This window comes from Streptomyces sp. NPDC004435, assembly GCF_042873895.1.
Classification (GTDB): domain Bacteria; phylum Actinomycetota; class Actinomycetes; order Streptomycetales; family Streptomycetaceae; genus Streptomyces.
Window position 1 is genome coordinate 62,868 of record NZ_JBIAMB010000010.1, and the last position, 25,350, is coordinate 88,217.

The 25,350-nt window shown below is 73.7% G+C and carries 25 protein-coding genes; 19 read left to right on the forward strand and 6 right to left on the reverse strand.

Annotated features, from left to right (window positions below; genetic code table 11):
* From ACFYT9_RS19510 to metK, 7 genes are read left to right on the forward strand one after another with little or no spacing between them, the layout of a single operon-like run.
* Positions 1–1,116, forward strand: coding sequence for an HAD-IIIC family phosphatase (locus ACFYT9_RS19510; protein ID WP_389165424.1), 1,116 nt, complete (start codon positions 1–3; stop codon positions 1,114–1,116).
* Positions 1,109–2,737, forward strand: coding sequence for an amino acid adenylation domain-containing protein (locus tag ACFYT9_RS19515; RefSeq protein WP_389165427.1), 1,629 nt, complete (start codon positions 1,109–1,111; stop codon positions 2,735–2,737). The genes ACFYT9_RS19510 and ACFYT9_RS19515 overlap by 8 nt, the downstream gene beginning before the upstream one ends.
* The gene (locus tag ACFYT9_RS19520; protein WP_389165428.1) at positions 2,721–3,965 is read left to right on the forward strand and encodes an MFS transporter; all 1,245 of its coding nucleotides are present in this window, start codon (positions 2,721–2,723) and stop codon (positions 3,963–3,965) included. Before ACFYT9_RS19515 ends, ACFYT9_RS19520 begins: the two co-directional genes overlap by 17 nt.
* A 27-nt stretch (positions 3,966–3,992) precedes the next feature.
* Positions 3,993–5,060 carry a MupA/Atu3671 family FMN-dependent luciferase-like monooxygenase gene (locus ACFYT9_RS19525; protein WP_376602570.1) on the forward strand — a complete coding sequence of 356 codons (1,068 nt, stop codon included), beginning with the start codon at positions 3,993–3,995 and terminating at the stop codon, positions 5,058–5,060.
* On the forward strand, positions 5,057–6,049 hold the full coding sequence (locus ACFYT9_RS19530) for a 3-oxoacyl-ACP synthase III family protein (RefSeq protein ID WP_389165431.1): 993 nt from the start codon (positions 5,057–5,059) through the stop codon (positions 6,047–6,049). Before ACFYT9_RS19525 ends, ACFYT9_RS19530 begins: the two co-directional genes overlap by 4 nt.
* On the forward strand, positions 6,046–6,861 hold the full coding sequence (locus ACFYT9_RS19535) for a thioesterase II family protein (protein WP_389165433.1): 816 nt from the start codon (positions 6,046–6,048) through the stop codon (positions 6,859–6,861). The genes ACFYT9_RS19530 and ACFYT9_RS19535 overlap by 4 nt, the downstream gene beginning before the upstream one ends.
* Positions 6,858–8,063, forward strand: coding sequence for a methionine adenosyltransferase (gene metK, locus ACFYT9_RS19540; protein ID WP_389165435.1), 1,206 nt, complete (start codon positions 6,858–6,860; stop codon positions 8,061–8,063). Before ACFYT9_RS19535 ends, metK begins: the two co-directional genes overlap by 4 nt.
* Before the next feature lie 219 nt (positions 8,064–8,282).
* On the opposite strand, the gene ACFYT9_RS19545 is transcribed toward metK, so the two are convergent.
* The gene (locus ACFYT9_RS19545) at positions 8,283–9,200 is read right to left on the reverse strand and encodes a helix-turn-helix transcriptional regulator (RefSeq protein WP_376605587.1); all 918 of its coding nucleotides are present in this window, start codon (positions 9,198–9,200) and stop codon (positions 8,283–8,285) included.
* Between the two features lie 272 nt (positions 9,201–9,472).
* Between ACFYT9_RS19545 and ACFYT9_RS19550 the strand changes: the two genes are divergently transcribed.
* On the forward strand, positions 9,473–10,246 hold the full coding sequence (locus ACFYT9_RS19550; RefSeq protein WP_389165438.1) for a class I SAM-dependent methyltransferase: 774 nt from the start codon (positions 9,473–9,475) through the stop codon (positions 10,244–10,246).
* A gap of 24 nt (positions 10,247–10,270) precedes the next feature.
* On the forward strand, positions 10,271–10,846 hold the full coding sequence (locus ACFYT9_RS19555) for a flavodoxin family protein (protein ID WP_387278556.1): 576 nt from the start codon (positions 10,271–10,273) through the stop codon (positions 10,844–10,846).
* 125 nt (positions 10,847–10,971) lie between these two features.
* On the opposite strand, the gene ACFYT9_RS19560 is transcribed toward ACFYT9_RS19555, so the two are convergent.
* A complete protein-coding gene (locus ACFYT9_RS19560; RefSeq protein ID WP_389165441.1) occupies positions 10,972–11,865 on the reverse strand; it encodes a LysR family transcriptional regulator in 894 nt (297 codons plus the stop codon).
* A gap of 94 nt (positions 11,866–11,959) precedes the next feature.
* Here ACFYT9_RS19560 and ACFYT9_RS19565 point away from each other — a divergent pair, with 94 nt between their 5' ends.
* The 8 genes from ACFYT9_RS19565 (at position 11,960) to ACFYT9_RS19600 (ending at position 19,406) form a co-directional block, all read left to right on the forward strand.
* A complete protein-coding gene (locus ACFYT9_RS19565) occupies positions 11,960–13,111 on the forward strand; it encodes a nuclear transport factor 2 family protein (protein ID WP_387278560.1) in 1,152 nt (383 codons plus the stop codon).
* A 276-nt stretch (positions 13,112–13,387) separates the two neighbouring features.
* A complete protein-coding gene (locus ACFYT9_RS19570) occupies positions 13,388–14,236 on the forward strand; it encodes a HipA family kinase (RefSeq protein ID WP_389165823.1) in 849 nt (282 codons plus the stop codon).
* The gene (locus tag ACFYT9_RS19575; RefSeq protein ID WP_389165444.1) at positions 14,233–14,616 is read left to right on the forward strand and encodes a DUF3037 domain-containing protein; all 384 of its coding nucleotides are present in this window, start codon (positions 14,233–14,235) and stop codon (positions 14,614–14,616) included. Before ACFYT9_RS19570 ends, ACFYT9_RS19575 begins: the two co-directional genes overlap by 4 nt.
* 176 nt (positions 14,617–14,792) lie before the next feature.
* The gene (gene fabG / locus ACFYT9_RS19580; protein WP_360313369.1) at positions 14,793–15,554 is read left to right on the forward strand and encodes a 3-oxoacyl-ACP reductase FabG; all 762 of its coding nucleotides are present in this window, start codon (positions 14,793–14,795) and stop codon (positions 15,552–15,554) included.
* A gap of 36 nt (positions 15,555–15,590) precedes the next feature.
* Positions 15,591–16,358, forward strand: a complete 768-nt coding sequence (locus ACFYT9_RS19585; protein WP_387278565.1) for an SDR family oxidoreductase — start codon at positions 15,591–15,593, stop codon at positions 16,356–16,358.
* Positions 16,359–16,506: 148 nt separating this feature from the next.
* Positions 16,507–18,087: an ABC transporter substrate-binding protein gene (locus ACFYT9_RS19590; protein WP_387278567.1), complete on the forward strand. Its 1,581-nt coding sequence runs from the start codon at positions 16,507–16,509 to the stop codon at positions 18,085–18,087.
* Between the two features lie 90 nt (positions 18,088–18,177).
* Positions 18,178–18,861: a uracil-DNA glycosylase gene (ung, locus tag ACFYT9_RS19595; RefSeq protein ID WP_376597345.1), complete on the forward strand. Its 684-nt coding sequence runs from the start codon at positions 18,178–18,180 to the stop codon at positions 18,859–18,861.
* Positions 18,862–18,932: 71 nt separating this feature from the next.
* The gene (locus tag ACFYT9_RS19600) at positions 18,933–19,406 is read left to right on the forward strand and encodes a hypothetical protein (protein ID WP_389165449.1); all 474 of its coding nucleotides are present in this window, start codon (positions 18,933–18,935) and stop codon (positions 19,404–19,406) included.
* A gap of 12 nt (positions 19,407–19,418) precedes the next feature.
* Here the strand turns inward: ACFYT9_RS19600 and ACFYT9_RS19605 are convergent, their stop codons facing one another.
* From ACFYT9_RS19605 to ACFYT9_RS19615, 3 genes are all read right to left on the reverse strand, one after another.
* Positions 19,419–19,952, reverse strand: a complete 534-nt coding sequence (locus ACFYT9_RS19605) for a hypothetical protein (RefSeq protein WP_389165451.1) — start codon at positions 19,950–19,952, stop codon at positions 19,419–19,421.
* A 114-nt stretch (positions 19,953–20,066) separates the two neighbouring features.
* A complete protein-coding gene (locus ACFYT9_RS19610; RefSeq protein WP_376597350.1) occupies positions 20,067–20,597 on the reverse strand; it encodes a DinB family protein in 531 nt (176 codons plus the stop codon).
* Positions 20,598–20,641: 44 nt separating this feature from the next.
* Positions 20,642–21,256, reverse strand: coding sequence for a TetR/AcrR family transcriptional regulator (locus ACFYT9_RS19615; protein WP_387278572.1), 615 nt, complete (start codon positions 21,254–21,256; stop codon positions 20,642–20,644).
* Positions 21,257–21,473: 217 nt separating this feature from the next.
* Here ACFYT9_RS19615 and ACFYT9_RS19620 point away from each other — a divergent pair, with 217 nt between their 5' ends.
* Positions 21,474–22,667 carry an FAD-dependent monooxygenase gene (locus ACFYT9_RS19620; RefSeq protein ID WP_389165454.1) on the forward strand — a complete coding sequence of 398 codons (1,194 nt, stop codon included), beginning with the start codon at positions 21,474–21,476 and terminating at the stop codon, positions 22,665–22,667.
* 58 nt (positions 22,668–22,725) lie between these two features.
* A complete protein-coding gene (locus tag ACFYT9_RS19625; protein WP_389165457.1) occupies positions 22,726–23,631 on the forward strand; it encodes a Gfo/Idh/MocA family protein in 906 nt (301 codons plus the stop codon).
* Here the strand turns inward: ACFYT9_RS19625 and lnt are convergent.
* On the reverse strand, positions 23,576–25,240 hold the full coding sequence (lnt, locus tag ACFYT9_RS19630) for an apolipoprotein N-acyltransferase (RefSeq protein ID WP_389165458.1): 1,665 nt from the start codon (positions 25,238–25,240) through the stop codon (positions 23,576–23,578). The genes ACFYT9_RS19625 and lnt overlap by 56 nt on opposite strands.
* Positions 25,241–25,350: the final 110 nt, after the last annotated feature.

Here is a 25,350-nt window from a genome sequence, read left to right on the forward strand (position 1 = left end):
ATGACCGAGCAGCCCGGGACCGCCGAGGCCGCCCCGACCGTCAAGTGCCTGGTGTGGGACCTCGACAACACGCTGTGGCAGGGCACCCTGCTGGAGGACGGCGAGGTCGTCCTCTCCGACGAGGTCCGCGCGGTGATCACCACCCTCGACGAGCGCGGCATCCTCCAGGCCGTCGCCAGCAAGAACGACCACGACCACGCCTGGGAGCGGCTGGAGAAGCTCGGCGTCGCCGAGTACTTCGTGCACCCGCGGATCGGCTGGAGCCCCAAGTCCGGCTCCGTCCGCGAGATCGCCGAGCGGCTCAACTTCGCCCTGACGACCATCGCGTTCGTCGACGACCAGCCGGCCGAACGCGCCGAGGTCGCCCACCACCTCCCCGAGGTGCGCTGCTACCCGGCCGAGGACGTCCTGGAACTGACCGGACGCCCGGAGTTCAGCCCCGTCGCCACCGCCGACTCGCGCCGCCGCCGCGCCATGTACCAGGAGGGCTTCCGCCGCGAGGCCGCCCGCCAGGACTTCACCGGCGCGGACGAGGAGTTCCTGCGCACCCTCGACCTCGTCATGACGATCCGGCGGGCCGCCGCCGAGGACCTGGCCCGCGTCGAGGAACTCACCCTGCGCACCAGCCAGATGAACGCCACCGGCGTCCACTACGGCGACGCCGAGCTGCGCGGCCTGATCGCCGACCCCGGCCACGAGGTCCTCGTCATCGCGCTGCGCGACCGCTTCGGCGACCACGGCGCCGTCGGCATCGTCCTCCTGGAACGGCTCCCCGGCGTCTGGCACCTCAAACTCCTCGCCACCTCCTGCCGCGTGGTCTCCTTCGGCGCCGGGACCGTCATCCTGCGCTGGCTCACCGACCGGGCCGCCGCCGCGGGCGTCCACCTCGCCGCCGACTTCCGCCGCACCGAGCGCAACCGGATGATGGAGGTCGCCTACCGCTTCGCGGGCTTCACCGGCGACCCGTGCCCCTGCGCCGCCGCCGTCACCGGGCCCGACCGGGACGGCATCGAGCTGCTCCACATCGAGCCCGCCCGCCAGGAGCCGCCCACCACCATGCGGCTCGACGCCCCCGACCTGACTGTCACCGCCGCCCCGGAGGTGGCGCGTGACTGAGGCCACCCCCGCCACCCTCTGGGCGTGGTTCGACCGGACCGCCGCACGCCACCCGGACGAGCCCGCCCTGGAAGCCGCCGGCACCGTCCTCACCTACGGCGAACTGCGCCGCGCGGCCGAGCACGTCGCCGCCCGCCTCGTCGCGGCGCACGGCTCGGCGCCCCGCCGCGTCTCCGTCATGGCGACCCGCTCCGTCGCGGTCCTCGCCGCCTACCTGGCCGGCCAGCGCCTCGGCGCGACCGTCACCCCGGTCAACCCCGGCTTCCCGGCCGAGCGCAACCGCATGATCGTGGAGCTGTCGGGCGCCGAGGTCCTCGTCGCGGACGCGGCCGACGCCGTCCAGCTGGACGGCGGCCTGGCGGGCGCGGTCCCCACCGAACTGCGGCTGGACTCCGCGGAGGTCACCGCCGCCGGGCGCGCCGCCGACACCGCGGCCCCCGGTCTCCCTGCGTACGCCGCGGGACCGGACGACGTCGCCTACGTCCTGTTCACCTCGGGCTCGACCGGCCGGCCCAAGGGCGTGCCGATCCGGCACCGCAACCTCGGCCCCTACCTGGCGCACAACATCGCCCGGTACGGCATCGGACCCGGCTGCCGCACCTCGCACACCTTCGACCTGACCTTCGACCCCTCGGTCTTCGACCTGTTCGTCACCTGGGGAGGCGGCGCCACCCTCGTGGTGCCCGGCCGGGCCGAACTCCTCTCGCCCGTCGACTACATCGCCGACCACGCCATCACCCACTGGTTCTCGGTGCCTTCCGTCGTCTCCATCAGCGCCCAGCTCGGCAACCTGCCCGCCGGACGCGCGACGAGCCTGCGGTCGAGCGTCTTCATCGGCGAGCAGCTCTCCTACGACCAGGCCCGCGCCTGGCACGCCGTCGCCCCGGGGGCCGCCATCGAGAACGTCTACGGACCCACCGAACTCACCGTCGCGTGCACCGAGTTCGCACTCCCCGCAGACCCGCGGCGGTGGCCCGCCACCTCCAACGACACCGTCCCCGTCGGGCCCGTCTACCCCTTCCTCGACCACCTGGTGCTCGACGAGGACGGCCGGCCCGCCGACGAGGGCGAACTCGTCGTCCGCGGCTCCCAGCGCTTCGACGGCTATCTCGACCCCGCCGACGACCGGGGCCGCTTCCTCTCCCACGACGAGCGCGGCACCCTGCCGTACGACGGCGACGGCCCCCTCACCGCCGAGCACTACTACCGCACCGGCGACCGGGTGCGCCGGGAGGACGGCGGTCTCGTCCACCTCGGGCGGCTCGACAACCAGGTGAAGATCCGCGGCTACCGCGTCGAGCTCGGCGAGATCGAGGCCGCGCTCCGCCGCCACCCCGACATCGACCAGGCCGTCGTCGTCGCCCTCGGCCGGGGCGACGAGACCGAGCTCGTCGGCTGCCTCACCGGCGCCCCCGTCGAGCCCCAGCCGCTCGTCCGCTGGCTGCGCAAGCGCCTCCCCGTCCACATGGTGCCCCGCCGCTTCCGGCACCTGGACACCCTGCCGCTCAACCCCAACGGCAAGATCGACCGCCCGCGCATCACCGCGGACCTCCAGACCCCCGACCTCGCCGCGGCCGGACCGGCCGACGGCAACGGAGGCCACCATGGCGCTTCTCGATGACATCGTTCCGCCGCCCGGCATCGTCCGGACCCTGTGCCTGAGCAACTTCGCCAAGACGGCGGGCCACGGCGTCCTCATGGCGGTCAGCGTCCTCTTCTTCACCCGCACCGTCGGCATCCCCGCCGAACAGGTCGGCCTCGCCCTCAGCATCGGCGCGGCCATGGCCATGGCCGCCAGCATCCCGGCCGGCCGGCTCGCCGACGCGGTCGGGCCCCGCAACACCACGGTCGGCTTCCTCCTGCTGCTCGGCGTCTTCGTCGGCGCCTACGCCTTCGTCGAGAGCTTCGCCGCCCTCGTCGTCGTCACCAGCCTCGCCCTGATGGCCGAGTCCTCCACGGACGCCGCCCGAGGCGCCCTCATCGCCGGCCTCATCCCGCAGGAGGAACGGGTCCGCGCCTGGTCCTACATGCGGGCCGTCAGCAACCTCGGCGTCACCCTCGGCGCCGCCGCCGGCGCGGTCGCCCTGTGGTTCGACAACCGCCCGGCCTACGTCGGCCTCCTCATCGCGGGCGGCGCGATGTTCCTGATCGCGGGCGCCGCCTACATGACGGTCCCCGCCGTCGCCCCCGTACCGAAGGAGCGCACCGGACGCACCTGGGTCGTCCTGCGCGACCTCCCGTACGCGGCCGTCGCCCTGCTCAACTCGGTCCTCGTGATGAACGTCGCCATCCTCACCGTCGCCCTGCCGATCTGGATCACCGGCCACACCGACGCGCCGAAGTGGCTCTACTCCGTCATCCTCATCCTGAACACGATCGTGGTCGTCACCTTCCAGGTGCGGGCCGGCAAGGGCAGCGAGACCGTCCGCGGCGGCGCCCGGACCCTGCGGCGGTGCGGCGTCCTGCTCGCCCTGTGCTGCGCCCTCTTCGCCCTCGCCGCCGACCGCCCGGTCTGGATCGCCGTCGTCGCCCTCCTCGCCGGCGCCCTCGTCCACGTCGTCGGCGAGATGTTCTACAGCGCCGGCTCCTGGTCGCTCGCCTACGGCCTCGCCCCCGACCACGCCCAGGGGCAGTACCAGGGCATGTTCGGCATGTCGACCCAGCTCGGCTCGATGGTCACCCCCGCGCTCGCCACCCTGCTCATCGTCAAGCTCGGCTGGCCGGCCTGGATCGTCTTCGCCGCCCTCCTCCTCGCCGCCGGCCTCGCCGCCCCCTCGGTGGCGGCCTGGGCGGAACGCACCCGCAAGCCGGCCCCCGAGACGGGCGCCGAACCGGCCGTCGCCACCTGACCACGGCCCGATCGGAGAACGCACGCCATGGACTTCAGCCTCTTCTACTTCGCCAACGACAGCACCGAGTCCACCAGCGGACGGTACGAACTCCTCCTGGAGGGAGCCAAGTTCGCCGACCGCAACGGCTTCAGCGCGGTCTGGACCCCGGAGCGCCACTTCCACCCCTTCGGCGGCCTCTACCCCAACCCGTCGGTCACCGGCGCGGCCCTCGCCGCCGTCACCGAGCGGATCGGCATCCGGGCCGGCAGCGTCGTCGCCCCCCTCCACCACCCCCTGCGCATCGCCGAGGAGTGGTCGGTCGTCGACAACCTCTCCGACGGCCGGGTCGGCCTCTCCTTCGCCTCCGGCTGGCACGCCACCGACTTCGCGCTGCGCCCGGAGAACTACGAGAACCGCCGCGCGATCCTCCTGGAGCAGGTCGAGCAGGTCCGCGCCCTGTGGCGCGGCGAGAAGATCGCCGTCACCGACGGCGTCGGCGGCGAGCAGCGGCTCGGCATCTACCCGCCGCCCGTCCAGCCCGAGCTCCCCGTCTGGGTCACGAGCGCCGGCGGCGTCGAGACCTTCCGCAACGCGGGCCGCTCCGGCTCCGGGCTCCTCACCCACCTCCTCGGCCAGGACCTCGACGACCTCGCCGGCAAGATCGCCGAGTACCGCAAGGCCGTGGCGGAACTCGGCCGCGCCGACGGCTGGACCGGCCACGTCGCCCTCATGGTGCACGCCTTCCTCGGCCCGGACGAGGACGCGGTGCGGGACACCGTACGGGCCCCGCTCGGCGACTACCTGCGCAGCTCCCTCGGCCTGCTGCTCGGCTCCCGGCTCGACGGGCGGCGGATCGACGCCTCCCGCCTCGCGCCCGAGGACATCGACTTCATCGTGGCCCGCTCCTTCGACCGCTACTTCGACGACGGCGGCCTCCTCGGCACCGTCGACAAGGCGGAGCGCATGGTGGAGCGGTTCCGCGCGATCGGCGTCGACGAGATCGCCTGCCTCATCGACTTCGGCCTGCCCACCCCGGCCGTCCTCGCGAGCCTGGAGCACCTGAACCGGCTCCGCGAGCGCACCGCCCGCGACGGGGAGGGCGTACCGGCATGACCGAGCGCATCCCGCGGGCCCGGCCCGCCGGCGGCATCGTCGACTTCGAGGTCGTCCTCCCCTCGTCGGCCGTGGACGTGCACGAGCTGCACGCGTCCTCCGGCGTGCCCGTCGCCGACATCCTCGCGATCACCCACACCGAGCGGTTCCCCGCCCTCGACGAGGACGAGACCGCCTGGGAGCTCGCCGCCGCGGCCGGGCGCACCGTCCTGGAGCGCACGGGTACGGACCCGGACACCGTCGGCCTCGTCCTGTACGCGGGGTCGGGGGAGTGGGACCTGCCGTTCTGGTCGCCGGCCGCCAAGGTCGCCGACGTCCTCGGCATCCGGCACGCCCACTGCTTCGAGGTGGCGAACTTCTGCAACGGCGGCATGACCGCGGTCCGCACCGCCCTCGCCGAACTCGCCCTGGGCGGCGCCCCGCACGCCCTCGTGCTCATCGGCGACCGGCTCAGCCGGCTCGTCGACCACGAGGACCCCGAGTCCAGGGCCCTGTTCAACTTCGGCGACGCGCCGGCCGCGCTCCTCCTCGGCCGGGAGGACTGCCTCTTCGACGTCGTGGCCTCCTCGGCGCGCACCGACCCCTCGTGGGCCGACTACTACTCCGGCGACGTGGAGGACGACCGCGTGCTCATGCGCCGCCGCGGCCGCCGGCAGGGGCTCGGCGACGCCTACCTGGAGAACTTCCCGGCCCGCGTCGACGACGTGCTGACCGACCTGGGCAAGGACATCGCCGACGTCGACCGGTTCCTGATCAACCAGGGGGACAAGGGGATGCACGAGAAGCTGCTGGCCCGGCTCGGGATCCCGCCGGAGAAGAGCGTCTTCAACTACCACCGCTACGGGCACATGGGCGGCTCCGACCCGTTCCTCGCGCTCGGCGACCTCCGTGCGGAGGGCCGCCTCCGCACCGGGGACCTGGTGCTCGTCGCCGCCAGCGGCATGGGCTTCAGCTGGAGCGTCACCGCACTGGAGTACCGGGGCCGATGACCGCCGCCACGCAGCCGTACGCGGGCTGGAAGGACCTGCGGAGGTACCTCGCCCCGGTCACCGGACCCGACTCCGCGGGCCCGTCCGGCGCCCCCTTCACCCTGCTCCTGCTCCACCACGCGGGGGGCTCGGCGGCGGCGTTCGCCCCGCTGTTGCGGCACCTGCCCGCCGAGTGGCGGCTGCTCTCGCTCGACCTGCCGGGCCGCATGATGGCTCCGGACGAGCGGGGCCTGCGCTCCACCGGCGAGGCGGTCGCCTGGCTCGCCCCGCTGACCCGCGGGGTGCTGGACGGGCCGTACGGCGTCTTCGGCCACAGCATGGGGGCCCTCGTCGCGTACGAGCTGGCCCGCGAGCTCTCCCGGGGCGGGCCGCCGCCCGCCTGGGTGGGCCTCTCCGGCGCCCCGGCGCCGGGCCACCGGCCGGACCGGGACCGGCGGGACCTGTGGCCCACCGAGCGGCTCACCGGCCTGATGCGGCAGCTCGGCGGCACGCCCGAGGAGGTCCTCGCCATCCCCGAACTGGTCGGCCTCATGGTGGAGGTGCTCCGCGGCGACCTCGCGATCGTCGACACGTACACGGAGCACCCGGGCCCGCCGCTGGGGGCGCCGCTCTCCCTCTTCACCGGCCATGACGACCCGGTCGCCCACCCCGCGCTCGCCGCCCCCTGGGCCACCCGCACCACGGCCGGGACCGCACAGCACTCCTGGCCCGGTGGCCACTTCTACCTCTTCGAGCACGCGGCGGCGGTGGGCCGGGGCATCGCCCGGGACGTCTCCGCCGTGCGCGACCCCCTCCTGGAGCGACCGTCATGACACACCGCCTGTTCACCTCGGAGTCCGTCACCGAGGGCCACCCCGACAAGATCGCCGACCAGATCAGCGACACCGTCCTCGACGCGCTCCTCGCCCAGGACCCGCAGGCCCGGGTCGCCGTGGAGACCCTGATCACCACCGGGCTCGTGCACGTCGCCGGCGAGGTCTCGACCACCGCCTACGCCCCGATCGCCCGGCTTGTCCGGGAGAAGATCCTGGAGATCGGCTACGACTCCTCCGCGAAGGGTTTCGACGGCGCCTCCTGCGGCGTCTCGGTCTCCATCGGCGCGCAGTCCCCGGACATCGCGCAGGGCGTCGACACCGCCTACGAGACCCGGGTCGACGGCGCGGGCGACGAGCTGGCCGCGCAGGGCGCGGGCGACCAGGGCCTCATGTTCGGCTACGCCTGCGACGAGACGCCCGAACTGATGCCGCTGCCGATCCACCTCGCGCACCGGCTCGCCCGCCGCCTGACCGAGGTCCGCAAGGACGGCACCGTGCCGTACCTGCGGCCCGACGGGAAGACGCAGGTCACCATCGAGTACGACGGCGACCGGCCCGTCCGCCTCGACACCGTCGTCGTCTCCTCGCAGCACGCCCCGGACGTCCACCTGGACGAGGTGATGGTGCCGGACATCCGCGCCCACGTCGTGGAGCACGTCCTCGGCCACCTCTCCGAGGACGGCATCAAGCTCGACACCGACGGCTACCGGCTGCTCGTCAACCCGACCGGGCGCTTCGAGGTCGGTGGCCCGATTGGCGACGCGGGCCTGACCGGCCGGAAGATCATCATCGACACGTACGGGGGCATGGCCCGGCACGGCGGCGGCGCGTTCTCCGGCAAGGACCCGTCGAAGGTGGACCGCAGCGCGGCCTACGCGATGCGGTGGGTCGCCAAGAACGTCGTCGCGGCCGGGCTCGCCCGCCGCTGCGAGGTGCAGGTCGCGTACGCGATCGGCAAGGCGGAGCCGGTCGGCCTCTTCGTGGAGACCTTCGGCACCGAGACCGTCCCCGTCGAGCGGATCCAGCGGGCGGTGACCGAGGTCTTCGACCTGCGGCCGGCCGCCATCATCCGCGACCTCGACCTCAAGCGGCCGGTGTACGCCCGGACCGCCGCGTACGGCCACTTCGGCCGCGAACACCCCGACTTCACCTGGGAGCGCACCGACCGGGCCGACGCGCTGCGCGCCGCGGCCCGCTAGGACCGCGGCGTGAGACGTGCAAGGCCCGGAGCACGGGCCGCGCGGCCCGGACCGGGCGCCTTCCCGGCCCGGAAGGCGGCCGGCCTGCCGCCCGGGCGACCGGCGGGAGCGGCGGGTGCGGCGGGTGCGGCGGGTGCGGCGGGCGCGGCGGGCGCGGGAAAGCCACCGCGTCCGGCGGGTGAGGGGGAGCGACCGCGTCCGGCGGGTGAGGGCGCGGCGTCAGGGCGGGCAGGACTCCTCCAGCTCCGGCTCGGGGAGCAGCCCCTTCGTCGCGATGAGATAGCCGAGCTGGGCCCGGCTCACGCTGCCGAGCCGGCGCGAGATCCGGCTGATGTATTCGGCCACGGTCCGTCGGCTGATTCCGAGCCCCCGGGCGATCTTCTCCTCGGTGTGACCGGCGACAAGGAAACGGACGATGCTCTGTTCCAGTTCCGAAACGACGATTTCCGGCCGTTTACCCGTGGCGGGATCCACCAGGGTTCCGCGGGCCCACGTGCATTCGAAGACATTGGCCAGATAGCGGACGACGTGCGGGTCCCGGACCTCCAGCGCCTCGTCGGGCGAATGGGAAAGGGTGGGAATGAAGGCCACCGCGCGGTCGCAGATGATCACCCGGTCGAACATCTCGTCCACGGTCCGTATGTTTCCGCCGGCCTCCGCGACGGTGCGAATGTAATCCGCGGTCGGCGGGTGATTCCACACCGCGTGCTGATAGAGGGTCCGCTGCGCCACGCCCCGGGCCAGCAGGTCCAGGTTGCGCTGGACCACGGTCTCCAGGATCTCCGGCGGACGCCGCCCGCCAGGCTGGGCGGTCAGCAGTTCCGCCTTGCACAGCGCCACCGCCGTGTCGATCGTCTCCGCGATCTCCCCGGCGCCCCGCAGCACCCGCGAGTTCTGCGGTCCCCCCTGTCTGGCCTCGGTGTACACGGCCTTCGCCGTCGCGAACGACTTGGTCAGCGCTTCGAGGCGCAGCTGCCCCTCCGTCAGGATCCGCGACAGCGGGGTCAGGGTCAGGCCCGCCGCGATCGTCGGCGTGACGGGAGCCAGCAGCCCGGGCTCGCCCGGCACCGGCACCAGCAGCCCCAGTCCGGTGGCGCAGGCGACGGGCGGATCGGCCGGCGCCGTGCCGTTCACCACGGCGCTTTCGTAGCGCCGCAGCCCGGACGCGCACAGCCCGGGACCGCACGCCGGTTCCTCACAACCTGTTTGCGACATTTTCCCCCCTGAGTGATCATGCGCTGCGTATCCATGTTAGGCCAGAGCGTTGTTGCGGCAACGGCCCGCCGTAAACCACGAGCGAACCGCACTCCCACCCGCTTCTACCAGGCATTTACCAAAGGATGGAAATGAATCATTCGATTCACAGCGAAGAGTTCCGCGCGGCGGTCGCCCGGCTGTCCGTTCCCGGAATGGGTACAGAAGTGGTGGGCCCGCTTCTCGCCAACCTCGTCCAGCTGCTGAGGCCCCGGCGGGTTCTGGAGGTGGGGATGGGGTACACCACTCCCTTCCTCGCGGCCGCGCTCGCCGAGGCGGAGGCGACCGTCGCCGCCGAGTCCCTGGCGCTCGCCGAGAAGACCCGCGTCCATCTCGACGCCGGCCGCGCCCTCGACGACAGCTGGCTCCTCGCCGAGCCGCCCCTCGTCACCCCCTCGCTCCACCTGGAGCCGTACCGGCCGGTCCTCGCGGCCGTCGACAACCTCTCGATCGCCGAGTCCTCCGCCGGCCGGGTCCGCGAGGTCCTCGCCGAACTCGGCCTCGACGAGCGGGTGACCGTCGTCAACGCCGACCTCAAGGACTCCCTCGACAAGCTCCCCGAGGAGCTCACCCCCATCGACTTCGCCTGGGTCGACGCCTGGGAGTGCCTGTGGTTCTTCGACCACTTCTGGCCCCTCATCGACCCCGACGGCGGCCTCGTCGTCATGCATTACCTGATGACCTACCCGGAGGGCGACGCCGTCCGCCGCTACATCGCCAAGTTCCAGGAGCGCCACCCGGGCGAACTGGAGGTCGTGAGCCTCCTGGAGTCGCAGAAGCTGATGCAGAACAGCGTCACGATCCTGCGCCGCACCTCCGGCGACCGCGCGCCCCGCTACGCCGGTCCCGGTGGCCGCATCGACTACTCGGACCAGCTGCACAGCGACGCCCGCGAGCACCTGCGGCTGGTCGCCGACCGGTCCGCCTGACCACGACGAGCCGTGAGGACTGCCGTGACTGCCACGCTCGAATCGGTACGGAGCAGGAACTTCGCCTTCATCCTGGGCAGCCCGGGGAGCGGCGGCAACACCGAGGCCCTGGCCCGGTACGCCGCCGGCGGCCTCCCGCCGGACACCGCCGCGAGCTGGCTCAGCCTGAGCGAGCTTCAGCTCCCCGCGACCCCGGACGGCCCCCTCCCGGACGGCGCGGAGAAGGTGCTGCTCGACGCGACGCTGGACAGTACGGACATCGTCGTCGCCTCCCCGCTCCACTGGTACAGCGTCTCCGCCGCCACCAAGCTCTACCTCGACTACTGGGCCCGCTGGAGCGGACTCCCGGACGTCGGCTTCCGGGACCGGATGCGCGGCAAGAACCTGTGGGCCGTCACGGCGTACGCCCGCGGGGACGACGCTGACGCCGAACCACTCACCGGGATGCTCCGCCGCACCGCCGACTACCTCGGCATGCGCTGGTGCGGCGCCCTCCTCGCCCGCGCCCACCGCGCGGGCGACCTGGAGGCCGACCCGGCCGCGCTGGCCCGCGCGACGGCCTTCTTCGACCCGGCGGGGGAGGAGGCCCGGAGGCGGTAGGGGACGGGCCGTGACCCAGGGGGCGGGGCGGGCCGGCCGGTGCCCCGGGACGGGCGGCGCCGGTCGGGGCCCTCGGGCCGCGCCGGTGGGGGATCCCCGGGCCGGGCCGATGGCGGAGCCCCGCGTCAGGCCGGGTCCGCGGCGAAGTGCGAGGCCAGGAGGTCGAACAGCGGGGCCGCGGCCGGATGCGGGTCGCGGCGCGGTGTGACGGCGTACACGCCGCGCGTCGGCGGATCCACCAGACGCACCGTGGTGACGTCGGTCCGCAGCGCCCGGGTCAGCACCCCGGGCACCAGCGCGACGGCGTGTCCGGTCGCGACCAGGGCCAGCTTGCCCAGCAGATCGGCCGCGGCGAGGTCGATCCGCGCGACGAGCCCGGCCCGCGCGGCGTGCTGCCGCAGCAGCGCCTCCGAACCGTCGTCGTCCTCCACCCAGCTCTCCCCGGCCAGCGCCCGCAGCGGTACCGGGCCCTCACCCGCCAGCGGGTGACCGGCCGGAAGCGCCACCACCATCTCGTCGAGCCCCAGGAAACGGCGCTCGACCCGCGGCACGTGGGGAAGTCCCGGCGGAGCGTCGGTGACCACGGCGAGATCCAGGTCGCCGACGAGCACGCGGTCGTACAGGGAGGCGCTCAGCGCGGGCAGCAGGCTCCACGGCAGCGGTCCCGACCGCTCCAGCAGCGCCCGGATCGCCTCGGGCACCACCCCCGCCGCCAGAGACGGCGTCGCGCCCACGGCCAGGGGCCGGGCGGCCGGCCCGTCGCGCGCCTCCCGCACGGCACGCACGGCGCGGTCGGCCTCGTCGAGCGTCGCCTGGGCGTGCCGGCGGAACACCTCGCCGGCCGGCGTCGGCCGCACCCCGCGCGCGTGCCGGTCCAGCAGCGCGACGCCGAGCTCCCGCTCCAGCCCGGCGATCTGCCGGGAGACGGCCGATTGGGTTCGGTGGAGGGCGACCGCGGCCGCCGACAGCGAGCCGAGCCTGCACACGGTCACGAAGGTCCGCCAGCCCCGCAGTTCCATCCGCCCAGTATGACCGGCTGATATGCGCCGCGCGCAGGGGAAGTCTGCCGGATCTGCGCTTGTCGCAACCCTCCGGGTGGGTGATCGTGGCCGTATGACCGCACCGCGCAAGATCGCCGTCCTCGGCCTCGGCCGCATGGGCGAGGCGATGGCCGTACGCCTCTCCGACCAGGGCCACGACGTGGTCGGCTGGACCCGCTCCGGGCGCACCCCGGACGCCGTGAAGACAGCCGCCGACCCCCAGGAGGCGGTGTCGGGCGCGGACCTCGTCCTGCTGTCCCTGTTCGACGGCAAGGCGTGCCGCGAAGTCCTCGCCGCCGTTCGCGACGCGCTGCCGGCCGGCGCGCCGGTGGTGAACACCAGCACCGTCGCCCCGGCGGAGGCGGCCGAACTGGCACGGTCGGTCGGCGCCGACGCCGTCCACGCGCCCGTCCTCGGCTCCGTCCCGGCCGTCGCCGGCGGCACCCTGCAGATCCTCGCCGCGGGCGGCACGGCCGCGCTCGACCGGGCCCGGCCGGTGCTGGAGGCGCTCGGCACCGTGCGGGAGACGGACGACGCGGCGACCGCCGCCGCCCTCAAGCTGGTCGCCAACAACAGCCTCGCAGGCGCCGTCCTGGCCCTGCGGGACGCCCTGCGCCAGGCCGACGCGCTGGGCCTCCCCCGTGAGCGGGCCCTGGACGTCCTCGCTCTGGGCCAGCTCGGCGGTCTCGTCACCCGCAAGCGCCCCTTCCTCCTGGGCGAGGAGCGCGAGGCCGAGTTCACCGTCGGCGCTCTGGCCAAGGACTCGGACCTGCTGGCCGACGCCACGCAGGTGCCGCTGCGCAGCGACGCCGGGCTGACCGACGGCACCGCGGGCCCCGACGACGACATCGCCGTCGCCGCCACCGAGCCCGCCGTCCCGGACGAGGTCCTGGAACCGCTCCGTGCCTACGTCCGCGGCCACGCCACCGGCGACCCCGCCCACTTCCGCGACGCGTTCCTCCCCACCGCCCATGTCGAGGGCGTCCGCGACGGCGTGTTCACCTCGTGGCCCCTGGACACCTACTGCGCCCTCTTCCACGGCACCCCGGCCCCCGACGAGCCGACCCGCCTGCGCCGTGTCGACGCGGTCACCGTCCACGGCACGGTCGCCACCGCGACGATGACCCTGTTCCACGGCCCCGACACCTTCACGGACGTCTTCCTCCTGGTCCGCACCGACGACGCCTGGCGCATCGCCAACAAGGCGTACCACCGCCGCACCTGACCGCCCCACGGACGCGCCCCCGGCCTCGGCGCCCCGCACGACGGCTCCGCCCCACCTCGTCGGCGATCACCCTCGGTTACCCTGGTCACTTCATGCCGGAAGCCGGCAGCGAGGGGCGCGACACCATCGACGACCTCCCGGGGAGCGGCGGGACCGGCCCGCCGGCCGGAACCCCCGGACGCTCCCCGGCGCCGTCGACCCGTGTCCCGCCCTGCCTCCGAGCTCCGGAGAAGTCGTCCGTGGTCTGTAGGGCTGAAGAGATGGGTGGCCTGGGAAGTGCTGGAAGAGGTCGTTGCGACCCGCTACGTCACACCCTTGCGTGAGGGCGGATCGCTCCCCGGGATCGTCGAGGCCGACGATCTCGGCACGTACGTCATGAAGTTCACCGGCGCCGGGCAGGGGCGCAAGACCCTGGTCGCCGAGGTGATCTGCGGGCAGCTGGCCCGGCGGCTCGGGCTGCGCGTGCCCGAGCTGGCGGCCATCCAGCTGGACCCGGTCATCGGGCTGTCCGAGCCGGACCAGGAGGTGCAGGAGCTGCTCAAGGCGAGCGGCGGGCTCAACCTGGGCATGGACTTCCTCCCCGGCTCGCTGGGGTTCGACCCGCTCGCGTACGAGGTCGACCCGGCCGAGGCCGGGAAGGTCGTCTGGTTCGACGCGGTCGTCAACAACGTGGACCGGTCCTGGCGGAACCCGAACATGCTCGTCTGGCACGGCGATCTGTGGCTCATCGACCACGGCGCCACCATGATCTGGCACCACAACTGGCCGGGCGCCGCCGCCTCCGCGGCCAAGCCCTACGACGCCTCGGACCACGCGCTGGCCCCCTTCGCGCCCGACGTCGCCGCGGCCGCCGCGGAGCTCGCCCCGCTCGTCACCCGCGAGCTGCTCGACGAGGTCGCCGCCGACGTACCCGACGAGTGGCTGCTGGACGAGCCCGGCTTCGAGTCCACCGACGCCCTGCGCGCCGCCTACGTCGAGGCCCTGCTGCCCCGCGCGGCCACCATCCACGAGCGGATCACCCTCGGCCCCCGCACCGACCGCCGCCCGCAGCAGCCGCCCGGCTGGCTCGCCGAGCGCCTCGCCCCCCGGCCGCAGCACGCCCCCGAGAAGGACAGCACCCCGTGACCGACCGCGATGTCTTCGAGTACGCGCTGCTGCGCGTGGTACCGCGCGTCGAGCGGGGCGAGTGCTTCAACGCCGGCGTGGTCGTCTACTGCCGCGCCCGCTCCTTCGTCGCCGCCCGCACCCATCTCGACGAGGCCAAGCTGGCCGCGCTCGACCCGTCGGCCGACGTCACCGGCGTCCGCGCCGCCCTGCGCGCCGTCGAGGGCGTGTGCCTCGGCGGCGACGCGGCGGGACAGGCCGCGGGGGACGACGCCGGCCGGCGCTTCCGCTGGCTGATCGCGCCGCGTTCCACGGTGGTCCAGCCCGGCCCGGTCCACACCGGCCTCACCGGCGACCCCGAGGCCGAGGTGGAACGTCTGCTCGACCTCCTCGTGCGGTGACCCGCCGCACCCGCCGCCTTCCGTGCACGGGGTGACGGCCGAGTGACGGGGTGCACCCGGTGGGCCGTTGACACCGGGTGCCAGGGCTTCTAGCGTCTCGTTCTGCGGGCGATACTAAGCGGTCGCTCATGAGCCCGGGGAGAGCCCGGGACCCCTGAGGGCGAGGAGAAGCAAGCATGTCCACCACCGAGCAGCGCGTAGCCGTCGTCACCGGTGCCGCACGGGGCATCGGCGCCGCCACCGCGCTCCGCCTCGCGGCCGAGGGCCGTGCCGTCGCCGTTCTCGACCTCGACGAGGCGGCCTGCAAGGACACCGTCGAGAAGATCACCGCCGCCGGCGGCCGCGCCCTGGCGGTCGGCTGCGACGTCTCCGACGGCGCCCAGGTGGAGGCCGCGATCGCCCGTGTCGCCGCCGAGCTCGGCGCGCCGACCATCCTCGTCAACAACGCCGGCGTCCTGCGCGACAACCTGCTCTTCAAGATGTCGGAGTCCGACTGGGACCTCGTCATGAACGTGCACCTCAAGGGCGCTTTCCTGATGGCGAAGGCGTGTCAGAAGCACATGGTGGACGCGGGCTTCGGCCGGATCGTCTCGCTCTCCTCCTCCTCGGCGCTCGGCAACCGCGGCCAGGCCAACTACTCCGCGGTCAAGGCCGGTCTCCAGGGCTTCACCAAGACCCTGGCCAAGGAGCTTGGCAAGTTCGGCATCACGGCCAACGCGGTCGCCCCCGGCTTCATCGTCACCGAGATGACCGCGCAGACCGCCGAGCGCGTCGGCATGGGCTTCGAGGACTTCCAGGCCGCCGCGGCCTCCATGATCCCGGTCCAGCGCGTCGGGCGCCCCGAGGACGTCGCCAACGCCATCGCCTTCTTCACCGGCGACGACGCGGGCTTCGTCTCCGGCCAGGTCATGTACGTGGCCGGCGGCCCGCTCAACTGAACCGGCACGACCAGAGTCGAGAGTGAGGAGAGCGGGATGACCGCACAGCAGCTGCCGGAGCCCTCCGGCAAGGTCGCCCTCGTCACCGGCGCCAGCCGGGGCATCGGCTACGGCATCGCCGAGGCGCTCGTCGCCCGCGGCGACCGGGTCGTCATCACCGGACGCGGCGAGGAAGCCCTCAAGGAGGCCGTGGAGCGGCTCGGGGCGGACCGGGCCGTCGGGGTCGCGGGCAAGGCCCACGACACCGCCCACCAGGCCGCCGCCGTCGAGGCGGCGATGGACGCCTTCGGCCGCGTCGACTATCTGGTGAACAACGCCGGCACGAACCCGGTCTTCGGCCCCATCGCGGACCTGGACCTCGATGTGGCCCGAAAGGTGTTCGAGACGAATGTCGTCTCGGCGCTCGGATTCGCGCAGCGGACCTGGCACGCCTGGCAGAAGGAGAACGGCGGCGCGATCGTGAACATCGCCTCCGTCGCCGGAATCTCCGCCTCCCCGTTCATCGGGGCGTACGGGGTGAGCAAGGCCGCGATGATCAACCTCACCCAGCAGCTCGCGCATGAATTCGCGCCGGTGGTCCGGGTGAATGCCATCGCGCCGGCCGTGGTGAAGACGAAATTCGCCCAGGCGCTCTACGAGGGCCGCGAGGCCGAGGCGGCCGCCGCCTACCCGATGGGCCGGCTCGGCGTCCCGGAGGACATCGGGGGCGCCGCGGCCTTCCTGACCTCGGAGCAGTCGGGCTGGATCACCGGTCAGACGCTGGTCGTCGACGGGGGCATTTTCCTGAACGCCGGAGTCGGGTGACCGATAACCGGACACTCTCCGGATTCCCTGTCCGGATTGGCCCCGGTTCCATCTCGATTGCCTCAAGTGCCCCGTCGGGCTCGCCCATTGACCTGACGGGGTACTGCGGTATCGTCGGCCGACCCCAGGCTGAACGAGGAGCGTGCACGTGTTCAACCGGACGAGTCTGCAGGCCGCTGCAGCCCTTGCGTCCATATCCCTGGTATCCGGATGCGGTGTTTTCTCGGATACCGAGTCCGCCGGGGACCAGAGGATCACGATCGGGACGACGAGTTCCCCGACGACACTCGACCCCGCCGCTTCCTGGGACAATTCCTGGGAGCTTTTCAGGAACGTCTACCAGACTCTCCTGAGTTTCCCGACGGGAAGCACCACGCCGAAGCCGGACGCGGCCGAATGCAAATTCACCGACACGTCCAGCAGGGTCTTCGAGTGCACGCTGGTCGAGGGGCTCAAGTTCTCCAACGGCCACAAGCTCGACGCCGCGGCCGTGCGCCACTCGATCGAACGCATCCGCACGATCGACGCCGAGGGCGGCCCCAACGGCATGCTCGGCTCGCTCGACTCCGTCGAGACCGTCGGCGAGCGCACGATCGTCTTCAAGCTGAACAAGGCCGACGCCACCTTCCCCTTCGTCCTCGCCACCCCGGCGATGTCGATCGTGGACCCGGCCGAGTACCCGGCCGACGCGCTCCGCAAGAAGGACGGCAAGATCGCCGGCTCCGGCCCGTACGTCCTCGACGGCTACGAGGTGCGCAAGCAGGCCGAGCTGACCCGGAACCCGTCGTACAAGGGCTTCGCCGACCGCAAGAACGGCGGCGTGACCATCAAGTACTTCGACCACTCGGACGCGATGGTCAAGGCGCTGCGCGCCGGGGAGATCGACGCGACCTACCGCGGTCTGACCGCCGAGGAGGTCACCTCGCTGGAGGAGGACACCGAGGCGAACAAGGGCCTCCAGCTCGTCGAGTCCACCGGGGCCGACATCCGCTACCTGGTGTTCAACACCGAGGACGAGTCCGTCGCCGACCCGGCCGTCCGCCGCGCCATCGCCCAGCTCGTCAACCGCGACGAACTGGTCAGCAAGGTCTACCGCGGCACCGCCGAGCCGCTCTACTCGATGGTGCCCAAGGGCATCGCCGCTCACACCACCAAGTTCTTCGACACCTACGGCCACCCGGACAAGAAGAAGGCCAAGAAGATCCTGGAGAAGGCCGGGATCACCGAGAAGGTCGAGCTGAGCTTCTGGTACACCACCGACCGGTACGGCTCCTCCACGGCCGCCGAGTTCGCCGAGCTCAAGCGCCAGCTGGAGGAGTCCGGCCTCTTCAAGGTCACCATCCAGGGCAAGCCGTGGACCGAGTACCAGGCCGCCTACCAGCAGGGCGAGTACCCCGTCTTCGGTCGCGGCTGGTTCCCGGACTTCCCGGACCCGGACAACTTCATCGCCCCCTTCCTGGGCAAGAAGAACGTCCTCGGCACCCCCTACCTGAGCCCGCGGATCACCGACGAGCTGCTGCCCAAGTCCCGCCGCGAGAGCGATCGCGGGGCCGTCTCGGACGAGTTCGTCGAGGCTCAGTCGATCATGGTCGAGGACGTCCGGCTGCTGCCGCTGTGGCAGGGCAAGCTGTACATCGCGGCCCGTGACGACATCGGCGGCGGCGAGCGCGCGCTCGACCCGCAGACCGTCATGCAGCTGTGGGAGCTGCACCGCCGGGCCAGCTGGTAGGCACCCGTACCGGAGGCCGCCGGGACCCACTGTCAGTGGGTCCCGGTAGGTTCCGTGACGGAACTGCCGAACCACCGGAGGTTGTGGACCGTGACCGACATCAACATGCTGCCCGAGTCCTGGCGGGGCGTCCTCGGCGAGGAGCTGGACAAGCCGTACTTCGCGCAGCTGGCCGAGTTCGTCGAGCAGGAGCGGGCCGCCGGACCGGTCTACCCGCCGAAGGACGAGGTCTTCGCGGCCCTGTCCGCCACCCCCTACGACAAGGTCAAGGTCCTGATCCTCGGTCAGGACCCGTACCACGGCGAGGGCCAGGGCCACGGCCTCTGCTTCTCCGTCCGCCCCGGCGTGAAGACCCCGCCGTCGCTGCGGAACATCTACAAGGAGATGCAGGCCGAGCTGGGCCACCCCGTGCCGGACAACGGCTACCTGATGCCGTGGGCCGAGCAGGGAGTCCTCCTGCTGAACGCGGTCCTCACCGTCCGCGCCGGCGAGGCGAACTCGCACAAGGGCAAGGGCTGGGAGAAGTTCACCGACGCCGTCATCACGGCCGTCGCCTCCCGGCCGGACCCGGCCGTCTTCGTCCTCTGGGGGAACTACGCCCAGAAGAAGCTGCCCCTCATCGACGAGGAGCGGCACATCGTGGTGAAGGGCGCCCACCCGTCGCCGCTGTCGGCGAAGAAGTTCTTCGGCTCGCAGCCGTTCACCCAGATCGACCAGGCCGTGGCGGCCCAGGGCCACGAGCCGATCGACTGGCGCATCCCCGACCTCGGCTGAGCCTCGGCGGGATCGGGCCCCCGGCCGGTTAGCGTCGGACCTCCACGCAGTGTGAGTGCCGGGAGGCCGCGGTGACCGAGCAGCAGCGGACGTCGGACGAGGCGGTCCTGACCAGGATCGGGCAGGCCAGGATGCTGCTGCACGGCGGCGACCGGGAGGAGGCCCGCAACCGCCTCGGCGTGCTGTGGCAGCAGCTCGACCCCGAGGGGGACCCGCTGCACCGCTGCACCCTCGCCCACTACCTGGCCGACGCCCAGGACGATCCCGACACCGAGCTGGCCTGGGACCTGCGCGCCCTGAGCGCCGCCGAGGGCCTGGAGGACGGGCGGCTCGCCGCGCACGACTCGGCCGCCGCCCTCCGGGCCCTCTATCCCTCGCTGCACCTCAACCTCGCCGCCGACTACGCCAAGCTGCGGCGGCCGGACGCGGCACGGGCCCATCTCGACCGGGCCCGCGCCGCCTCCGAGGCACTCGACGACGACCGGTACGGCATGGGCGTCCGGGCGGCGATCGAACGGCTCGACCGGCGGCTCCGCGAAGGGTGACGGCGGTGCGCCTCAGCGTCCGTACACATCCCGGCAGAGCCCGGCCTGCACACTCGCCGGGTCCCAGCCGCCGTACCGTTCGCCCAGCTCGCACACGTCCGCCCGGGGGACCGGCGGAGCCTGCGGCAGCCGATCGGCGAGCCGCGCCGCCTCCCCCGCCCCGGGCGCTACCAGAGCGGCCGGGGAAGCCGGGGAAGCCGGGATCCGGACCTCGGGCAGCGGTGCGGCGCGCCGGACGGCGGGGGAGGCCGGTTCGGGTGAGGGGGTACGGGACGGGGCCGCGCGACCGGTGGCACGGCGGGTCTCGCCGCGCGGCGCGGCCGGGGTCGCCGCCGGGGACGGGAGGGCCGCTTCGAGCGCTTCCCTGGCCGGCCCCTGGAGGGCGATCTGCGGCTCCACGTCCTGGACGGGGCGGACCGGGTCGGAGACGGGAGCGCGGGCGGGCGAGGGCGCCGGAGACGGCCCGTCGACGGCCACGCACCCGGTCAGCGCGGCGGCGACAGCCACCCCGGCCAGGAGGCGCGCGGAGGTTCGGGTTTCATGCACCCGCGCCACTCTGGTGGCCCCGCGCCGATCTTCGAACCCCTACCGGCGGGGAATGCCCCGCACGGGTGAGCGCGCCGTCGTCCACCTTGACCGGGGCGGGCCGCGCTCCCGGTGTCAGGCGCCGGTGGCGCCGTCGATGCGCTCGCGGATGAGGTCGGCGTGGCCGTTGTGCCGCGCGTACTCCTCGATCATGTGGAGGTAGACGAAGCGCAGGTTGACGAAGTCGCCGCTGCGCCGGTGGGCGGCCGCCCCCAGGTCGTCGAGGGCTCGGTCGGCGGCGAGCGAGCGGGCGTGGGCGATCTCCGCCTGCCAGACGGCGTACGCCTCCTCGTAGGTGTCGCGGCCGGTGAAGCGGATGTCCCGGTCGTAGTCCTCCGCGTCGGCGTACAGCCAGCCGATCTCCTCGCCGCCGAGGATCTTCCGGAACCAGCCGCGCTCGACCTCGGCCATGTGGCGGACCAGACCGAGCAGGCTGAGCTCGGAGGGCGGGACGGAGACGGTGCGGAGCTGTTCGTCGGTGAGCCCCGCGCACTTCATCGCGAGGGTCGCGCGATGGAATTCGAGCCACTGCTCCAGGGCCTGCCGCTCGCCCGCGGTGGGATCGGGCCAGACGCGCTCGGGCGTTTCGGTGCGATCGGTGGTCATGTGCAGCATGGTGGCGGACCGCCGGGTTCCCTGCCGGTGTTTCGTCATGACGCCCCGGTGAGCATTCCGCGCAGCAACTCGTCGAATCCGGTCCGCAGTTCCGTCCGGCTGGGGACGGCCGCGTGGAAGGAGCCCGCCGCGCAGGAGAACATCAGCCCCTCGCACCAGGCGATGACGGAGAGCGCGTGGCGCTCCGGGGCGGGCGAGCCGGCGCCGCGCATCATCGCGGTGACCGGATCGTGGAAGGCCGAGCCGGTCCGGTCGAAGAAGCCGCGCAGCTCGGGACGGCGGGTCGCCTCCAGGGCCAGCTCGTAGCGGGAGACGAGCAGCGCCCGGTGGTCCGTCAGATAGCGGTGCAGGGCGAGCGCGAGGGCGTCCGCGAGCACCTCGGGTCCGGCGCCCGGCGGTGGCAGCTCGTCCGGTGTCAGCACCTGGGCCTCGCGTTCGGCCTGCCGCCGTACGGCGGTCTCCAGGAGGGCCTGGCGGGTGCGGGCGTGGTTCGAGGTCGAGCCCTGCGGCAGCCCGGCCCGCTCGTCCACCGCGCGGTGGGTCAGCCCGCGCATCCCCCGCTCCACCAGCAGGTCGAGCGCCGCGTCGCCGATCCGCTCGGCGCGGTTCTGCGGGGCGGGGCCGGCCTGGGCGGGGGTGCGCGCGGTCATGGGGGACAACCTACCCATCGCCCCGCGACTACACCTGTAGTACGGTCGTCATGTCAGGCGGACTACAGCTGTAGTGCCTCTGGTGGCGGCTGCCCGCACACCGGGCCGCCGGGCCAACCACCGCCCGTGCCGGGGCAGCGCCACCGTGGACAGCCGGCACCGCGTCGGCCACCACCGGGCCCGGCGCGTCCGCCCCGTCCGAACCGAGGGAGCAGTCATGACACAGCACCGCGCCGTCGTCCTGGGAGCGGGCATCGGCGGGCTCACCGCCGCCGTCGCCCTCCACCGGCGCGGCTGGAACGTCACCGTCCTCGAACGCGCCGCCGACCTCGCCCCCGTCGGCGCCGGCATCGGCCTCGCCCCCAACGCCCTCCGCGCCCTCGACGTGATCGGCCTCGGCGACCGCGTCCGCGCGCTCGCCGCGTGGCAGGGCGACGGCGGGATGCGTTCCCCGGACGGGCGCTGGCTCGCCCGCACCGACGCCCGCGCCGCGGCCGCCCGCTTCGGCGACCCCCTCGTCCTCCTCCACCGCGCCACCCTCGTCGAACTCCTGGCCGGAGCCCTCCCCGCCGGCACGGTCCGCACCGCCGCGCCCGCGGCGCTCGACCACCCCGGCGACGCCCGTACGCCCGCCCGCGTCACCACCCCCGACGGCGTGACCGAGTCCGAACTCGTCGTCGCCGCCGACGGCATCCGCTCAGCCGCCCGCGCCGCCCTCTTCCCCGCCCACCCCGGCCCCCGCTACTCCGGCTGCACCACCTGGCGGCTCGTCGTCCCCGCCCCCGAGCGGCCCTTCGCCCCGCACGAGACCTGGGGCGCGGGACGCCTCTGGGGCACCCAGCCCCTCAAGGACGGCCGGATCTACGCGTACGCCATGGCCGCCGCGCCCGCCGGCGCCCACGCCCCCGACGACGAGCGGGCCGAACTCCTGCGGCTCTTCGGCGACTGGCACCACCCGGTGCCCGAACTCCTCGCCGCCGCCGACCCCGACCGGATCCTGCGGCACGACGTCCACCACCTCACCGACCCCCTGCCCGCCTACCACCAGGGCCGCACCGCGCTCCTCGGCGACGCGGCGCACGCGATGATGCCCACGCTCGGGCAGGGCGGGAACCAGGCCGTCGAGGACGCCGTCGTCCTCGCCCACCACGCCCGCACCCCCGCCGCCTTCGACCCGGGACCCGCCCTCGCCGCGTACACCGCCGACCGGCTGCCCCGCGCCACCGCCCTCGTCCGCAAGGCGGCCCGCACCGGCGCCCTCACCCTCGTCCGCGCCCGCCCCGCCGTCCTCCTGCGCGACACCCTCGTCCGAACCGTCTCGCGCTTCGGCCCCGGCTTCGTGCTCCGCGGCTTCGACGGCATCGCCGACTGGCACCCGCCGGTCGCCCCGGAGCCGTCCCGCGTAAGCTGACCGGCGCGAACGGCCCCCGTGCCCCGGGCCGTCGGACCACCGCAGAGGGAGAGACCCCGTGAAGATCGGCTGCATCGGACTCGGCGACATCGCCCAGAAGGCGTACCTGCCCGTCCTCGCCACCCTCCCCGGGGTCGAACTCCACCTCCAGACCCGCACCCCCGCCACCCTGGACCGCGTCGCCGACACCCTCCACCTGCCGGCCACGCGACGCCACCGGGACCTCGACTCGCTGCTCTCCGCAGGACTCGACGCGGCCTTCGTGCACGCCTCCACCGCCGCCCACGCCGAGATCGCCACCCGCCTCCTCGACGCCGGCGTCCCCACCTACGTCGACAAGCCGCTCGCCTACGACTACGCCGACTCCGAGCGGATCGTCGAACTCGCCGAGAAGCGGTCCGTCTCCCTCGCGGTCGGCTTCAACCGGCGCCTCGCCCCCGGCTACGCCCAGTGCCTCGACCACCCGCGCGACCTGATCCTGCTGCAGAAGAACCGGATCGGGCTCCCGGAGGACCCGCGCACGATGGTCCTCGACGACTTCATCCACGTCGTCGACACCCTCCGCTTCCTGCTCCCCGGCGAGGCCGACCACATCGACGTCCGCGCCCGGGTCGTCGACGGCCTGATGCACCACGTGGTGCTCCAGCTCTCCGGCGACGGCTTCACCGCCATCGGCATGATGAACCGGATGAACGGCTCCACCGAGGAGGTCCTGGAGGTCTCCGGCCAGGACACCAAGCGCCAGGTCCTCAACCTCTCCGAGGTCGTCGACCACAAGGGCCAGCCCACCGTCCGCCGCCGCGGCGACTGGGTCCCGGTCGCCCGGCAGCGCGGCATCGAGCAGTCCGTGCTCGCCTTCCTCGACGCCGTCCGCGACGGACAGGTGCTCAGCGCCCGCGACGCCCTGCTCACCCACGAGCTGTGCGAGCGCGTCGTCCGGGACGCCCTGCTCCGGTCCGCCTGAACGCCCCGGCGCCCGCCGCCGCGCACACGGCGCCGATCACCACGAACGCCCCGTACACCGGCCAGTCGCCCCAGCGGGCGTAGCCGGTCGTCGACTCCGACAGGGGCAGCTCCCGTACGACGGCGGTGCTCGCGTCCGTGCCGACGGACGGCCCCACGCGCCGGCCGTCGGGACCGTACGCGGCGCTGACCCCGGTCAGCGTCGCGTGCACCACCGGGCGGCCCGTCTCCGCCGCACGGAGCGCGGCCAGCGACGCATGTTGTGCGGGTGCCCAACTCTGCTGGAAGGTGCTGGTCGCGGACTGCACCGCGATCACATCGGCCCCGTCCCGGACCAGGCGGCGGCTCATGTCGGGGAACGCGGACTCGAAACAGACCAGCGGGCCCACCGTCAGGGGGCGCTCGCCGTCGGGCAACCGGCCGTCGGGCAACTGCATCACCACCGGCGCCGTGCCCCGGCGCCGGTCCTCCTCCGCCGCCTTGCCGACGGAGGTCGCCCAGCCGAACAGGCCGCGCGCCGGAACGTACTCGCCGAACGGCACCAGCCGCATCTTGTCGTACCGGTCACCGGTCGGTCCGTCCGGCGCGAACAGCAGCGCGCTCTTGTAGATCCCGGGGCGGTCCGCGCGCCGCGCGTCCACGTTCACCAGAAGCGGCGCGTCGACCGTCCGCGCCAGCGCGGTCAGCCGCGCGGTCAGCGCCGGATCGGCGGCCGGGTCCCGGGCCACCCCGCTCTCGCCCCACACCACCAGGTCGAGCCGCTGCCCGGCGAGGCCGCGCGTCAGCTCCTCGGCCCGGTCGAACCGCCGCTCGGCGCCGTCCGTACCGCCGTGCACCCCCGGCTGCACCATCGCCACCCGCACCGAGCCGGAAGGGCGCGGCGCCCCGACACCCCACGCCGCCGTCCCCACCACCAGCGCGCACGCGGCGAGCCCCGCCACCCCGACCGCCCGCAGCCCCGGCGCGGCGATCAGCACCACCAGCGCCGTGTTCACCGCCACCACCAGCAGGCTCACCAGCCACACCCCGCCCACCGACGCGAGCCGCAGCGCCGCGGGCACCTCCCACTGGCTCGCACCGAGCAGCCCCCACGGCCCGCCCAGCCCCTCCCAGGACCGCACCAGCTCGATCATCAGCCACCCCGACGGCACCGCGCACAGCGCCGCGGCGGCCCGCGCGGGGGTCGGCACCCCGCCGAGCAGCGCCCGTACGAGCACCCCCCACGGCAGCCACAGCAGCCCCAGCAGCACCGCCATCACCAGCAGGAACACATGGACGCTCGGCAGCAGCCAGTGGTGCACGGCCAGCAGGAACCCGATGCCCCCGCACCACCCGTCCAGCGCGGCCCGCCGGGCGCCGGGCGCCGTCCGCACCAGCAGCAGCCACGGCACCAGTGCGACGTACGCCCACCACCACAGCCCCGGCACGGGGAACGCGAGCGCCGGCAGCGCGCCGAGGACGACGGCGAGCAACGACCGCAGCAGCCCCGCCGCGCGCCGGCCACCGTGCGGCCCCGGTTCCGGCCCTGGTTCCGGTTCCGTACGCGATCCGGAGTCCGGCTCCGCGCGCGGCCGGGGGTCCGGCTCCGCGCGTCCGAAGGGGTTCCGCATGGGTGCCTCCCGCTGCCCGTCGCCTCCAGTCTGCGCCGCGCGCCCGGACGGGGCCCGGTCGAAACGCGGCCGGGTCTGACCGGCGCCGGCCAGGGCGGGCCAGGGCGAGG

Coding starts and splice junctions, on each gene's coding strand:
- ACFYT9_RS19520 (WP_389165428.1), top strand. CDS start 2,721: ATGGCGCTTCTCGATGACATCGTTCCGCCGCCCGGCATCGTCCGGACC.
- ACFYT9_RS19560 (WP_389165441.1), bottom strand. CDS start 11,865: ATGGAACTGCGGGGCTGGCGGACCTTCGTGACCGTGTGCAGGCTCGGC.
- ACFYT9_RS19610 (WP_376597350.1), bottom strand. CDS start 20,597: ATGACCACCGATCGCACCGAAACGCCCGAGCGCGTCTGGCCCGATCCC.
- ACFYT9_RS19615 (WP_387278572.1), bottom strand. CDS start 21,256: ATGACCGCGCGCACCCCCGCCCAGGCCGGCCCCGCCCCGCAGAACCGC.
- ACFYT9_RS19510 (WP_389165424.1), top strand. CDS start 1: ATGACCGAGCAGCCCGGGACCGCCGAGGCCGCCCCGACCGTCAAGTGC.
- ACFYT9_RS19620 (WP_389165454.1), top strand. CDS start 21,474: ATGACACAGCACCGCGCCGTCGTCCTGGGAGCGGGCATCGGCGGGCTC.
- metK (WP_389165435.1), top strand. CDS start 6,858: ATGACACACCGCCTGTTCACCTCGGAGTCCGTCACCGAGGGCCACCCC.
- ACFYT9_RS19530 (WP_389165431.1), top strand. CDS start 5,057: ATGACCGAGCGCATCCCGCGGGCCCGGCCCGCCGGCGGCATCGTCGAC.
- ACFYT9_RS19535 (WP_389165433.1), top strand. CDS start 6,046: ATGACCGCCGCCACGCAGCCGTACGCGGGCTGGAAGGACCTGCGGAGG.
- fabG (WP_360313369.1), top strand. CDS start 14,793: ATGTCCACCACCGAGCAGCGCGTAGCCGTCGTCACCGGTGCCGCACGG.
- ACFYT9_RS19565 (WP_387278560.1), top strand. CDS start 11,960: ATGACCGCACCGCGCAAGATCGCCGTCCTCGGCCTCGGCCGCATGGGC.
- ACFYT9_RS19585 (WP_387278565.1), top strand. CDS start 15,591: ATGACCGCACAGCAGCTGCCGGAGCCCTCCGGCAAGGTCGCCCTCGTC.
- lnt (WP_389165458.1), bottom strand. CDS start 25,240: ATGCGGAACCCCTTCGGACGCGCGGAGCCGGACCCCCGGCCGCGCGCG.
- ACFYT9_RS19525 (WP_376602570.1), top strand. CDS start 3,993: ATGGACTTCAGCCTCTTCTACTTCGCCAACGACAGCACCGAGTCCACC.
- ACFYT9_RS19550 (WP_389165438.1), top strand. CDS start 9,473: ATGGGTACAGAAGTGGTGGGCCCGCTTCTCGCCAACCTCGTCCAGCTG.